Origin of the sequence: Streptomyces sp. NPDC002176 (assembly GCF_044903645.1) — a bacterium.
Taxonomy (GTDB): Bacteria; Actinomycetota; Actinomycetes; order Streptomycetales; family Streptomycetaceae; genus Streptomyces.
In genome coordinates this window covers 73,029-86,014 of record NZ_JBJDQW010000004.1, presented here as the reverse complement: position 1 = coordinate 86,014, position 12,986 = coordinate 73,029, and the positions used below count along the sequence as shown (strand labels likewise).

Below are 12,986 nucleotides of genomic sequence, written 5' to 3'. Positions count from 1 at the left end.
GTGAGAGTTGCCGGGTGGTGGCCTTCCCAGAAGCGCGTCGGCCGGGCGGCCATGCCGCCCTGGTCCTGGCCGTCGCGGTCTGCTACTTCGCGGCCGGCCGGCTCGGCCTGCTCTGCAAGCTCACCGTCGACGGCGCCGTCGTCACCCCCATCTGGCCGCCGACCGGCGTGGCCGTCGCCGCCCTGCTCATCCTCGGGGTGCGGTACTGGCCGGGCGTCACCCTCGGCGCGTACTTCATCGTCCTGTCGCTGGACACGCCGGTGCTGTACTCGCTCGGCTACCTCGTCGGCAACACCCTGGCCCCGCTGGTGGCGGTGGTGCTGCTGCGCCGGGCCGGGTTCCGCACCGATCTGCGACGGCTGCGCGACGGGCTCGCCCTGGTGTTCCTGGGCGCGCTGGGCGCCATGCTGATCAGCTCGACGCTGGGGGTCGTCCTGCTGGTCGTCACCGACCGGATGCCCGCGCACACCTTCTGGACGGTGTGGCTCGCCTGGTGGGTGGGCGACGCCATGGGCGTCCTGCTCGTCACCCCGTTCCTGCTGCTGCTGAGCCATGCCGAGGGGCCGCTGCCCCGGGCCCGCTGGCGGGAGGCCGCCGCGCTGGCCGTGGTGGCCGCCTGCGTCGTACCGCCCGCCGTGTTCAGCCACTTCAGCCTGCTGTTCCTGGTCTACCCGCTGATCATCTGGGGTGCGCTGCGCTTCGAGCTGGTCGGCTCCATGCTCTGCGCGCTGGCCACCTCGGTGCTGGCCGCCGTCGCCGCGAACGACGGGGCCGGTGCCTTCCAGGGGCTGAGCCGCGTCGAGATCATGGCCAAGCTCCAAGGATTCAACGGCACCATGGCGCTGACCGCGCTGCTGCTGTCCGCGGTGATCAGCGAGCAGCGGCACACCCGGCGGTCCGTGAAGCGGGCGTGCGAGGAACTGGTCGAGGTGCTGGAACACCTCACCGCTGGTGAAGCCCCGCCGCCCCGCCCGGCCCCCGAGACCGACGAACCCCTGCTGGGGCCCGGCGACGACGCGCGTCCCCCGCCCGGCCGCTGAGCTGATGGAACTCAGGGGAGGGCGACGGTGGCGGTGACCCGCTTGCCGCGGCCCAGCGGGACGACCTCCAGGGCGCCGCAGAGCAGGCCCACCAGCCGCAGCCCGTGCCCGCCCACCCGCTCCGGGTCCGGCGGCCGGTGCCGGGGCGGTTCGGGCGAGGCGTCCGTGACGCTGATCCGCAGCGCGGCCGGGTCCGGCACCACCTCCAGCCGCAGCGTGAACGGTCCCGGCGCGTGCTTGAGGGCATTGGTGACCAGCTCACTGGCGACCAGCTGCGCGTCCTGCACCGTACGCGCCGACGGCGTGGGGCGGACCCGCGCCAGCAGGTCGGCGACCGCGTTCCTGGCCTCCGGGAGGGACGCGGTGTCGGCGTCCCAGTCGCGGCAGTAGCGCGGCACGTCCGGCGCGGTCCGGGTCATCGTGTCTGCCATGAGGGGGAGGTCCATGCGGAATCGCCCTTCTCCCGTGGTGGCCGGTTCAGGGCCCCTTCGTGCGATCACGGAGGATCGTCCCTTCTCTGACCCGGCTACCCCCTGTATCGCCGATCAAGGGGCGCTGATCCGTGAATCCCCCGGATGTGTGAGACGGATGTGTGAGGGCCGATGCGGGAGGACGGATGCGCGAGGGGCCGCGCACAGAACGGCGGGCCCGGAAATCCACCATGGGATTTCCGGGCCCGCCCTGGGTACGGCTTCGCACCGACTCAGTGTTTGAACGTGTCCTTCGCCTTTTCCTTGGCCTGGCGGGCGTCGCCCTTCGCGCCTTCGACGCGGCCTTCGGCTTCCATGCGCTCGTTCCCGACGGCCTTGCCCATGGTCTCCTTGACCTTGCCCTTGAGCTGCTCCGCCTTGGCCTTGCCCTTCTGGTCACCAGCCATGGGGTATTCACATCCCAACGTTTTCGGTGCGTGGTCGACATCCGGATATCCCCACCGCCGTCACCCAAACCAGAAAAGCCTGAATTTATGGCCCCTCGCCGGTCCGGTTCACTCGTCTGCGCCGCACAAGATGCCGTACCACCAGGGCCGCCACCAGAATTCCGGCGCCGACGAGCACATAACGCTGGTAGCGGACGATCTCGTCGTACACGGTCGTGATGTGGTTGCCCGCCACATAGGCCAGCGTGGACCAGAGGCCCACCCAGAGGACCGCGCCGAGCGCGTTGAAGGCCAGGAAACGGTGCCAGGCCATCCCGGTGGTGCCCGCGATGATCCCGTTGGCCTGGCGGAGACCCTCCACGAACCGGGCCACCGTGACGATCTTGCCGCCGTGGCGCTGGAAGAACGCCTCCGCGACCTCGAAGCGCTTCGGTGTCAACAGGACGTACTTGCCCCAGCGCTCCACGAACGCCCGGCCACCGGTACGGCCGATCACGTAGCCGACGTTGTCCCCGATCACCGCGGCCGCGAAGGCGATGCCCGCCACGGCGACGATGTTCAGCTGGCCCGCGCCCGCGTAGACCCCCGCGGCCAGCAGGATCGTCTCGCCCGGCGCGGGCACCCCGAAGTCCTCCAGGAAGATGATCGCGCCGACGGCCCAGTAGCCGTACTGGCCGAGCAGCGGGGCCAGCGGCGCCAGCGGGCCGGGCAGGGGAGGCGGCATGGCATCACGGTACGCCGCGCCGCACTCCCCACCCCGTCGTGACCTGCGGGAAGGACCGTCTCAGGGGCGGCCGACCGCGTCCTGGTCGCGCACCGCCGGGGCCGTGACCGGCTCCTCGACGGGCGTCGTACGGGCCCGGCGCCACTTGGCGATCCCCATCGCGATCTGGTCGGTGTAGCGCGCGGTCAGCGGGCCGACGACCACCAGGATCAGCACGTACGCCGTGGCCAGCGGGCCGAGGCGGGAGTCGATGCCGGAGGTGACCGCGAGACCGGCGATGACCACCGAGAACTCACCGCGAGCCACCAGCGTGCCGCCCGCCCGCCAGCGGCCCCGCACCGAGACCCCGGCGCGCCGTGCCGCCCAGTAACCCGTGGCGATCTTGGTGAGCGCGGTGACGACCGCCAGGGCGAGCGCGGGCAGCAGCACCGGCGGGATGCTCGCCGGGTCGGTGTGCAGCCCGAAGAACACGAAGAACACGGCCGCGAACAGGTCCCGCAGCGGCGCCAGCAGATTGTGCGCGCCCTCGGCGACCTCGCCGGACAGCGCGATGCCCACCAGGAAGGCGCCGACCGCCGCCGAGACCTGCAGCTGCTGGGCGAGCCCGGCCACCAGCAGGGTGAGGCCCAGCACGACCAGCAGCAGCTTCTCCGGGTCGTCGCTGGAGACGAAGCGGGAGATGACCCGGCCGAAGCGCACCGCCAGCAGCAGCACCAGACCGGCCACGCCGAGCGCGATGGCGAGCGTGATGCCGCCCGCCACGAACCCCGTACCGGCCAGCAGCGCGGTGACCAGCGGGAGGTAGACCGCCATCGACAGGTCCTCCAGCACCAGGATGCTGAGGATCACCGGGGTCTCCCGGTTGCCGATCCGGCCCAGGTCGCCCAGGACCTTGGCGATCACGCCGGAGGACGAGATCCAGGTGATGCCCGCCAGGACCACGGCGGCGATGGGACCCCAGCCCAGCAGCAGCGCCATCACGGCGCCCGGCACCGCGTTGAGCGCGAAGTCGACCAGACCGGCCGGGTACTGCGTCTTCAGGTTGGAGACCAGGTCACCGGCGGTGTACTCCAGGCCCAGCATGAGCAGCAGCAGGATCACGCCGATCTCGGCGCCGATCGCCACGAACTCCTCGCTGGCGCCCAGCGGGAGCAGCCCGCCCTCGCCGAAGGCCAGACCGGCGAGCAGATACAGCGGGATGGGGGAGAACCTGAGCCGGGCGGCGAGCCTGCCGAGCAGGCCGAGGGCCAGGATGATGGCGCCGAACTCGATGAGGAAGACCGCGGAGGAATGCATCCGGATCACTCCCGGCCGAGGATCGCGGCGGCCGCGTCGACGCCCTCGCGGGTGCCGATCACGATGAGCGTGTCACCGCCCGCGAGCCGGAAGCCCGGACCGGGGGAGGGGATGGCGTCGGCGCGGCGGAGCACCGCCACGATCGACACGCCGGTCTCGGTGCGCATCCGGGTGTCGCCGAGCAGCCGTCCGTTCCAGTGCGAGGTGGAGGACAACGAGATGCGTTCGGCCACCAGGCCCAGCTCGGTCGTCCAGAGCAGGCTGGGGCTCTGGTGCGTCGGCATGAGCGCCCCGGCGACCGCCTCCGCCTCCCCGCCGGTCAACTGCACCGACGACGCGCACGCGTCGGGATCGTCCTCGCGGTAGGCGCTCAGCGTCCGTGACCCGTCGCGGTGGGCCACCACCGAGAGAAGGCGGTGTTCGCGGGTGGTGAGGTCGTACCGGACGCCGATGCCCGGCAACGGCGTCCTACTCGTGCGTGCGGTGCCCATGGCAACCCCCCTGACTCTTTTGACTGTTTCTTGGTGCAACCATTACCTACACCCTAGCTTGACGGTGCATGGCCACACGGAAAGCGGTCGTTCAGGGGGGTCACGTCATGCTCGGTACGCCGCTCAGCCGCCGAGGTTGCCCTGCCGGGCGTCGGCCCACAGGTCGACCCCGCCGTCCGTGGCGTACTTGTCGATCTCGGCCAGCTCTTCGACGCTGAACTCCAGGTTCGTAAGGGCCGCCACGTTCTGCTCCAGCTGCTCGGTGCGCGAGGCGCCGATCACCAGCGAGGTCACCCGCTCGTCGCGCAGCGCCCAGGCCAGCGCCATCTGGGCCAGGGACTGCCCGCGCCGGGCCGCGATGTCGTTCAGGGCGCGCAGCCGCCCGCGCATGTCCTCGGTCAGCCAGGACTGGTCGAAGGACGTACCAGCCGCCGCCCGCGAGTCCTCGGGCACGCCGTCCAGGTAGCGGCCCGTCAGCAGGCCCTGGGCCAGCGCGGTGAAGCCGATGACGCCGAAGCCCTCCTCCTCGGCCGCGTCCAGCAGGCCCTCGGTCTCGATCCAGCGGTTGAGCATGTTGTACGACGGCTGGTGGATCAGCATTGGCGTGCCCAGCTCGCGCAGGATGGCCGCGGCCTGCCGGGTGCGCTCGGCGTCGTAGGAGGAGATGCCGACATAGAGCGCCTTGCCCTGGCGTACGGCGGTGTCGAGCGCGCCCATCGTCTCCTCCAGCGGCGTGCTCGCGTCCAGCCGGTGGGAGTAGAAGATGTCCACATAGTCCAGGCCCATACGCTTCAGCGACTGGTCCAGGGATGCCAGCACATATTTGCGCGAGCCACCCCCCTGACCGTAGGGGCCGGGCCACATGTCCCAGCCCGCCTTGGTGGAGACCACCAGCTCGTCCCGGTAGGGCGCGAGGTCCTGCTTCATCAGCCGGCCGAAGTTGATCTCCGCCGAGCCGTAGGGCGGGCCGTAGTTGTTCGCCAGGTCGTGGTGCGTGATCCCCAGGTCGAAGGCGCGCAGCGCGATCTCGCGCTGGGTCTCGAAGGGCCGGTCGTCGCCGAAGTTGTGCCAGTAGCCCAGCGACAGCAGGGGCAGGTCGAGCCCCGAGCGGCCGGTGCGCCGGTAGCGCATGGTGCCGTCGTAACGAGCGGGGTCCGCGACGTGGTTCATCGGGTGATCTCCGGGTGATGCCGTAGGGGTGCCCCCTTCAAGCGGGGCTGATCCACCCTGCGCTCTCGGCCCCGCGAAGTCCAACCGTCGTACGGCATCGGATTGAGCTGCCTTGTTTCTTAATCCACCCGCCGCTGACCTCGGCATTCGCCCATGTGCACGTGGCCGGTGTGACGTGTGCGGCGTTGGGCAGCAGGATGGGACACGGGGCTGATGCCCGGTGCGGCCGGATAAGAACCCATCCGGTGACACCGACGGCGAAGGGAGCGGCAGTGAGCGATGCTCTGTCCGACGGAGAGCGGCCCTCAGGCATAAAGAGGAAGACCTCCAAGGCCGTGACGGACCTTCCTCACCAGGTCCGCGAGGAGCTGACCCGCAGACTGAGGCGTAATCGGGGCGCCTTCCGCAAGGACGACGTCCAGGTCGTCGAATCCCCACTGCTCAAGCGGGCCGTCGGCGCCTCGGCGCTCGGCAACTGCATGGAGTGGTTCGACTTCGGCGTCTACAGCTATCTCGCCGCCACCCTCGGCAAGGTGTTCTTCCCCGGCGCCTCCCCGGCCGCCCAGGTGGTGTCCTCCTTCGCCACCTTCGCCGCCGCCTTCGTGGTACGCCCGCTCGGCGGACTGGTCTTCGGACCGCTCGGCGACCGGCTCGGGCGGCAGAAGGTACTGGCCACCACGATGATCATGATGGCCATCGGTACCTTCGCCATCGGCGTCATCCCCAGTTACGCCACCATCGGCATCGCGGCACCCATCCTGCTGCTCGTCGCCCGCATGGTGCAGGGCTTCTCCACCGGCGGCGAGTACGGCGGCGCGACCACCTTCGTCGCCGAGTACTCACCCGACCGGCGGCGCGGCTTCCTCTCCAGCTGGCTCGACTTCGGCACCTTCGTCGGCTACGCGCTGGGCTCCGCCCTGGTCACCGTGCTGAACCTGCTGCTGTCGGATGCCGAGATGCTCTCCTGGGGCTGGCGCATCCCGTTCCTGGTCGCGGGCCCGCTCGGCGTGATCGGCCTCTACATGCGGCTGAAGCTGGAGGAGTCCCCGGCGTTCCAGCAGCAGATGGACGAGCACGAGAAGAGCCTCGCCCAGGAGTCGGCGGGCAGTGAGTTCAAGGACATCATCAAGAACCACTGGCCCGCGCTGCTCATCTGTATGGGCCTGGTGCTGCTGTACAACGTCACCAATTACATGGTCACCGGCTATCTGCCGACGTACCAGACCGAGACATTGCACCGGTCCAGCAGTTCGGCCGATCTGCTGGTGCTCATGGGCATGGTGTGGATCGTCATCCTGATCACCTTCCTGGGACGGCTCAGCGACCGGGTCGGCAGGCGCCCGCTGTACGGCTGGGCCGCCGCCGCGATGATCGTGCTGGCGATCCCGGCGTTCCTGCTGATCAAGGCGGAGGGCACCTGGGCGCCGATCCTCGGCGTGCTGATCCTGGCCACCCTGCTGGCCTTCTTCGCCGCGCCGAGCGCGGCCACGCTGCCCGCCCTGTTCCCGACCGCCGTCCGCTACGCGGCCATGGGCATCGGCTTCAACTTCGCCGTCGCCGCCTTCGGCGGTACGACCCCGCTGGTGACCGCCGCGCTGGTCGACGTCACCGGCGACGACCTGATGCCCGCGTACTACCTGATGCTGGCCGGTGTCATCGGACTGATCACGGTGAAGTTCCTCCCCGAGAGCGCCCAGGTCCCGCTGCGCGGCTCCCAGCCGATGGTCGGCTCCAACGAGGAGCGGCATGAGCTGATCACGACGTCCAAGGAGCTGTACGCCCTCGCGAAGGAACCCTCGGCGGGGGACCGGGGCTAGCTTCCCGAGACCCACGCGAGACCCCTCGTCGCCCCTGTGGCGACGGGGGGTCTTCGCATGTCAGGACGTCGGCTCCGGTTCCTCGGCCGGGACTTAAGAGGAGGTTAATCGAGGCTTAAACACCGCCCGGTGAGGCTGTCGTTTGTTCAGATACCCGTTGCTCATGGGCGATTTGAGAGGTCGCCGGGGTGGTTGGAGCCGGTGGGACCGAGGCGTATGGTCGGGGCCTGCCGGAGGTGCTCGCCGGTTACGTGAGAGCGCTCTCAGACCCAGGGTCCGGTGTGTGCGGTGTGCTCTTCCGGCGTTCGTCCCGTCCCCCACGGTCGCGGGCGTGCCTGTACGTCCCCCCCCACAGAGAACAGGGTGTGTTCCTCTCATGGCTGGTCATCGTTTACGCCGCTGGTCCTACCGCGGTCTGATCTGCGGAAGTGCCGCCGCGCTCGCCGCCGGTGTGCTCCTCAACACCACGGGCCCCGGCGCGCACCGCGCCGACGCGGCCCCGGCGGCCTTCAGCTGGTCCGACGACTTCGACGGCGCCGCGGGCAGCGCGCCGGACAGCTCCCGCTGGACCCTGGAGACGGGCGGCGGCGGCAACGGCAACCACGAGCTGCAGTACTACACGAACAGCACCGACAACGCCGCCCTCGACGGCAACGGCAACCTGGTCATCACCGCCCGCAAGAACACCGACCCCAACCTGAACTGCTGGAACGGGCCCTGTCAGTTCACCTCCGCCCGGCTGAACACAGCGCAGACGTTCACGCAGAAGTACGGCCACTTCGAGGCCCGGATCAAGATCCCGCGCGGCCAGGGCATCTGGCCGGCCTTCTGGATGCTGGGCGACGACCTCGGCAGCGCGGGCTGGCCGAACAGCGGCGAGATCGACATCATGGAGAACGTCGGCAAGGAGCCCGGCACGGTCCACGGCACCATCCACGGGCCCGGCTACTCCGGCGCGGGCGGTATCGGCGCCGCGTACAACCTGCCCGACGGCAAGCCGTTCGCCGACGACTTCCACACCTTCGCGGTCGACTGGAGCCCGTCCGGCATCACCTGGTCCGTGGACGGCCAGAACTACCAGACCCGCACCCCGGCCGACGTGAACGGCAACAAGTGGGTCTACGACCACCCCTTCTTCGTCATCCTCAACCTCGCGGTCGGCGGTGACTGGCCCGGCAGCCCGGACGCCGGTACGTCCTTCCCGCAGACGATGACCGTGGACTACGTCCACGTCTCCGCCCAGAACTGAGGTCCCAGGGCCGGGAGTTGTCGTCCCCGGCCCCCTGACCGTCCCCGTGTTGTCCCGGCTCCGGCCGGGTGCGTCCCCCACTGCAAGGAGTTACCCGCATGTCGCCTCGTCACCAGCGCAACCTGACCCGCCGCAAGCTGATGTTCGCCCTGGGTGGGGCGGCCGTGGCCATCCCCGCGGCCGCCGCCATCGCGCCCTTCGCGCTCGCCGACCAGCCGGGTGACAGCGGCGGCAACAAGACCCGCGCGGCGTCGGGTTCGCTGCCGGTGACCGTCGTCAACAACAGCGGTTCGTTCGGCAACGGGTCCGTGAACGTCTACGTGGTCGGCAACGTCGACGGCAAGCAGGTCCGCCTCAAGCAGGACGGCACCCTCGCGCCCATCGCCGTCTCCGACAACGGCGCCGACGGCTTCACCGACTACGCGATACCGCTCGCGGGCAGCGGCGAGACCAAGCTGTCCCTGCCCTTCATGTCGGGCCGGATCTACGTCTCGCTCGGCGACAAGCTGAAGATGAAGGCCGTCACCGACGGCAACGGCAACGCGGCGCTGCAGTTCCCGGCGGGCTGGGTGGAGTCCGACCCCAACTTCGGTGTGCTGCACGACTGTGCGGAGTTCACGTACAACGCCGCCGGCATGTTCTGCAACACCACGATGGTCGACATGTTCAGCGTGCCGATGAGCATCCGCCTCACCGGCGAGAAGGACCAGACGACCGGCAGCATCCGGGACGGGGGCCGCGCCGCCGCGTTCGCCGCGGTCAAGGAGGTCGCGGAGTTCTCCAAGCTGGTCGTGGACGACAAGCGCATCATCGCGCCGGGCCACGGCCTGGACGCCGGGCTGTTCGCCAAGGACTACTTCGCGCCGTACATCGACGAGGTGTGGTCCACCTTCACCGGCAAGGACCTGAAGATCACCACGAACGCGGGCACCTTCACCGGCCGGGTCCGCGGCGACCGCTTCACCTTCGACGGCCCGGCCTCGGTGTCCTTCGCCAAGCCCTCCACCCGTGACGTCCTCTTCTGCGACGGCAACCTCGCCGCCCCGAACGACGGCACCACCGGCCCCGTCGCGGCCGTCCTCGGCGCGGGCTTCAACCGCTCGACGCTGCTCACCGACACCGCGCAGCCCAGCACCGACCCGGCCGCCTTCTACCAGGGCGAGCTGACCAACCACTACTCCAAGGCCATCCACGCGGCCACCAAGGACGGCAAGGCGTACGGCTTCGCCTTCGACGACGTCGCCGACTTCGCGTCCTTCATCCAGGACACGGCGCCCTCCGGGTTCACGCTCACGCTGACGGCGTTCTGATCCACCCCGTGACAGCACTGCTCCCCGCCTCGGCTCAAGGCGGGGAGCGGTGTGCTTGGTCCCGGTCGGTCAGCAGGGACGGATGTGCCAGACCGGCGTCCAGGACGCCGTACCGCTCTGCGGCGCGCGGCTGCTCCAGCGCTCGGTGCCGTTCTCGTTGTAGAACCGGGCGACGGTGCCGCTCGTCTGGCTGTTGTTGAAGTAGCCGTCCCCGATCCCGTAGAAGTCGTAGTAGCCGCAGTAGTAGTAGTCGTAGCGCTTGCCGTTCCCGTCCTGGATGCACAGGTGGCCGGAGCTACAGCTGATGGCGGCCGTGCCGGACGCGGCGAAGGTCACCGTGCCGCCGGGCATCGTCGCCTGGTCCGCCGCGAGCTGCTTCTCGCCGGGGTGGGCGGCCAGGTAGCTGTCGATCTGCCCCTGGGCACCGCCCGCCGCCGACGCGCTGCCGGTCAGTAACTGGCTTCCCGCCAGCGCCACGGCGGCCGCCGCCACGGCGAGGACTTTGCGCATGCTCATGCTGGAATTCCCCCTGGTCCCGCACTCCGGCTGTCGCCTGGACGGCGGCAGTCCCGGAGGCTTGATCCATCGTGCCGAGGGGATGAGCTGCGCCTGAAGGGCGAATCCGGTCATTCGGCCCCGCGCGGGGCGCACCGGGGGCGTACCTGTACAGCGCCGAACGGGTCTTCGCACCAAGAACCGTTTCAGCAGACACCACCAGAAATCCGCTCCGCAAACCCGACTGAACGACTCCCGCACCCCCGGCACCTCCCGTGCCCCACAACCACCCCACCCAGGTGACCAGTTGACGCTGTCGGGCAGCCCGGTGCGAGGGCGGGGGAGAGGGGCGTGAAGACTGTCGCTTCTGGATCAAGGGGAGGGGCTGTCGAGGATGAAGCGTGGGTTTCGAGGGGTGGTCGCGGTCGCCGTCGTGCTGGCCGGGGGCGGCTGTGCGGCCGATACCGCGCCGGAGCGTTCCTCGAGCGCCGTGGCCGCACCGTCCGGCCGGGCCTGCCCGCACGGAACGTTCCACTGGGGGACCGTGGTGAAGAGGCAGGTGCTGGCCGGGGTGTCGGACGCCCGGCGCTTCGACGTACGGGACGGTGCGCGCGTGCGCGTGTCCTTCGAGGCGGTGCCCGTTCGCTCGCTCCACGCGGGGGTGACACCCGCACCGCCCGAGGGGGCCCTGAGCCCGCAGGCCGCCGTGGCGGCGCTCGAGAAGAAGACCGGTGCGGAACTGGCCGACGCGGGAACGGACTTCACCCTCGGCGCGGACCGAGTGCAGGAGACCTCCTTCGGAAAGTCCTCGGGCGTCCTGTTCTACGACGTCGGTGTCACCACCTACGAGGCGTCCTTCGCGTACCACTGCGATGCTCCGGGTACGGCTCCGATACGCGGCACCCTGGCCACCTGGTCGCCCGTGACGTACGGAGATCTCGTCAGGTGCGGGATCGACGAGAAGCTGTCCCCGGCGAGTGCCGAGGCCGAAAGGCTGGTGTGCGGCTGACCGGATCGTCCTGAAGCGAGCCGTCCGGGCGCCGGGCGCCCCGCGACGTACGGTTTCGAGCGGCGGGAATGGTCGACGTCGCCTCGGAGGAACCATGACGCAAGCCGCGGGCCAGGCGCCCCGCACCAACGGGCTGAACGGGCACATGCTGATGGCGGCCGTGGTGTCCGCGATCAGCGGTCTGCTGTACGGCTACGACACGGGCATCATCTCCGGCGCGCTGCTCCAGATCTCCGAGGAGTTCCACATCGGGAACACCATAAAGGAGACCATCGCCGCCGGAATCCTGCTGGGCGCGGTCATCGGCTCCCTGAGCTGCAGCCTGCTGTGCGAGCGCTTCGGGCGGCACCGCACGATCCTGCTGATCTGCTGTGTGTTCATCGCGGGCAGCCTGACCTGCGCGGTCGCCCCCAACGCGGTCGGCCTGGCCCTCGCCCGCGTGCTGCTGGGCTTCGCGGTCGGCGGCGCCACCCAGACCGTGCCGATGTATGTCGCCGAGCTGGCCCCCAAGTCGATCCGCGGGCGGCTGGTGCTCTGCTTCCAGCTCGCGATCGGCGTCGGCATCGTCATCGCCACCATCGTCGGCGCCAGCGAGGCCGTGTCCTGGCGGGTGTCGATCGGCGCGGCCGCCGCACCGGCGCTGCTGATGCTGCTCGGCCAGCTGCGACTGCCCGAGAGCCCCCGGTGGCTCATCCTGCGCAAGGGCGACGTGGAAGGCGCGGAGGAGGTGCTGAAGGAGGTACGCCCGAAGGGGTACGACATCCGCACCGAGCTGGACGAGATCACCGCCCTGGCCCGCCGTCAGCAGCGCACCGACCGGAGCCATCAGGGCTGGCGCGGGCTGCGGCAGGCGTGGGTGCGTCCGGCGCTGGTCGTGGGCTGCGGCATCGCCGTCTTCACCCAGCTGTCCGGCATTGAGATGATCATCTACTACGCGCCGACCATCCTCACCGACAACGGCTTCCCCCGCGCCGACGCACTCCGGGTCAGCGTGGCCCTGGGCGTGGTCTACCTGGTGATGATGATCGTGGGCCTGTGGATCGTGGACAAAGTCGGCCGCCGCAGGCTCACCCTCGTCATGGTGCCCGGCGCCGCGCTCAGCCTTTTCGTCCTGGGCGGCTTCTACATCACCGGCCATGATGGCCGCGCCTACGTCCCGGCCATCGTGGCCTGCCTGCTGGCGTTCATGTTCTTCAACGCGGGCGGCCTCCAGCTGATGGGCTGGCTCACCGGCTCCGAGATCTACCCGCTCTCCGTGCGGGCCGCCGCCACCAGCGTCCAGTCGGCCACCCTGTGGAGCACCAACCTGCTGATCACTCTGACCCTGCTCACCATGATCAGCGCCTTCGGTGTGGGCCAGGTGTTCTGGATCTACGCCTTCTTCAACGTCGCCGCGTGGCTGTTCGTGTGGTGGAAGATGCCGGAACTCACCGGGCACAGCCTCGAGGACATCGAACGGCACCTGAAGAACCACGAGTTCCAGCCCGACGACTTCGCCCGCTCCTGAA

At 69.8% G+C, this 12,986-nt stretch carries 12 protein-coding genes and 1 pseudogene; 6 read left to right on the top strand and 7 right to left on the bottom strand.

Translation table 11 applies throughout. The features are described from left to right. The first annotated feature begins 14 nt into the window (after positions 1 to 14). Positions 15 to 1,040 carry an MASE1 domain-containing protein gene (locus ACI2LY_RS19540; RefSeq protein ID WP_404708239.1) on the top strand — a complete coding sequence of 342 codons (1,026 nt, stop codon included), beginning with the start codon at positions 15 to 17 and terminating at the stop codon, positions 1,038 to 1,040. An 11-nt stretch (positions 1,041 to 1,051) separates the two neighbouring features. Here ACI2LY_RS19540 and ACI2LY_RS19535 read toward each other — a convergent pair whose 3' ends face one another. The 6 genes from ACI2LY_RS19535 to mgrA form a co-directional block, all read right to left on the bottom strand. Then, positions 1,052 to 1,471 carry an ATP-binding protein gene (locus ACI2LY_RS19535; protein WP_404708238.1) on the bottom strand — a complete coding sequence of 140 codons (420 nt, stop codon included), beginning with the start codon at positions 1,469 to 1,471 and terminating at the stop codon, positions 1,052 to 1,054. 272 nt (positions 1,472 to 1,743) lie between these two features. Next, on the bottom strand, positions 1,744 to 1,917 hold the full coding sequence (locus tag ACI2LY_RS19530; protein WP_388997755.1) for a CsbD family protein: 174 nt from the start codon (positions 1,915 to 1,917) through the stop codon (positions 1,744 to 1,746). Between the two features lie 85 nt (positions 1,918 to 2,002). Next, positions 2,003 to 2,641 carry a DedA family protein gene (locus tag ACI2LY_RS19525; RefSeq protein WP_404708237.1) on the bottom strand — a complete coding sequence of 213 codons (639 nt, stop codon included), beginning with the start codon at positions 2,639 to 2,641 and terminating at the stop codon, positions 2,003 to 2,005. A gap of 60 nt (positions 2,642 to 2,701) precedes the next feature. Then, positions 2,702 to 3,937, bottom strand: a complete 1,236-nt coding sequence (locus ACI2LY_RS19520) for a cation:proton antiporter (RefSeq protein ID WP_393915100.1) — start codon at positions 3,935 to 3,937, stop codon at positions 2,702 to 2,704. A gap of 5 nt (positions 3,938 to 3,942) precedes the next feature. Beyond that, complete coding sequence (locus ACI2LY_RS19515; RefSeq protein WP_404708236.1) at positions 3,943 to 4,428, bottom strand: cation:proton antiporter regulatory subunit; 486 nt, start codon at positions 4,426 to 4,428, stop codon at positions 3,943 to 3,945. A gap of 123 nt (positions 4,429 to 4,551) precedes the next feature. Next, a complete protein-coding gene (mgrA, locus tag ACI2LY_RS19510) occupies positions 4,552 to 5,598 on the bottom strand; it encodes an L-glyceraldehyde 3-phosphate reductase (RefSeq protein WP_404708235.1) in 1,047 nt (348 codons plus the stop codon). Positions 5,599 to 5,933: 335 nt separating this feature from the next. Here mgrA and proP point away from each other — a divergent pair, with 335 nt between their 5' ends. The 3 genes and pseudogenes from proP to ACI2LY_RS19495 all read left to right on the top strand — a co-directional run bounded on the left by proP (position 5,934) and on the right by ACI2LY_RS19495 (position 9,974). Continuing rightward, on the top strand, positions 5,934 to 7,415 hold the full coding sequence (gene proP / locus ACI2LY_RS19505) for a glycine betaine/L-proline transporter ProP (RefSeq protein WP_404708234.1): 1,482 nt from the start codon (positions 5,934 to 5,936) through the stop codon (positions 7,413 to 7,415). Between the two features lie 376 nt (positions 7,416 to 7,791). Further along, positions 7,792 to 8,661, top strand: a pseudogene (locus ACI2LY_RS19500) (family 16 glycosylhydrolase); the annotation flags it as partial. Between the two features lie 101 nt (positions 8,662 to 8,762). Next, on the top strand, positions 8,763 to 9,974 hold the full coding sequence (locus tag ACI2LY_RS19495; RefSeq protein WP_404708233.1) for a beta-1,3-glucanase family protein: 1,212 nt from the start codon (positions 8,763 to 8,765) through the stop codon (positions 9,972 to 9,974). Between the two features lie 69 nt (positions 9,975 to 10,043). On the opposite strand, the gene ACI2LY_RS19490 is transcribed toward ACI2LY_RS19495, so the two are convergent. Further along, positions 10,044 to 10,490 (bottom strand): hypothetical protein, encoded by a 447-nt coding sequence (locus ACI2LY_RS19490; RefSeq protein WP_404708232.1) that lies wholly within the window; start codon positions 10,488 to 10,490, stop codon positions 10,044 to 10,046. A gap of 373 nt (positions 10,491 to 10,863) precedes the next feature. Here ACI2LY_RS19490 and ACI2LY_RS19485 point away from each other — a divergent pair, with 373 nt between their 5' ends. Both ACI2LY_RS19485 and ACI2LY_RS19480 read left to right on the top strand, forming a co-directional pair. After that, the gene (locus ACI2LY_RS19485) at positions 10,864 to 11,478 is read left to right on the top strand and encodes a hypothetical protein (RefSeq protein WP_404708231.1); all 615 of its coding nucleotides are present in this window, start codon (positions 10,864 to 10,866) and stop codon (positions 11,476 to 11,478) included. Positions 11,479 to 11,572: 94 nt separating this feature from the next. Further along, the gene (locus tag ACI2LY_RS19480; protein WP_404708230.1) at positions 11,573 to 12,985 is read left to right on the top strand and encodes a sugar porter family MFS transporter; all 1,413 of its coding nucleotides are present in this window, start codon (positions 11,573 to 11,575) and stop codon (positions 12,983 to 12,985) included. Position 12,986: the final 1 nt, after the last annotated feature.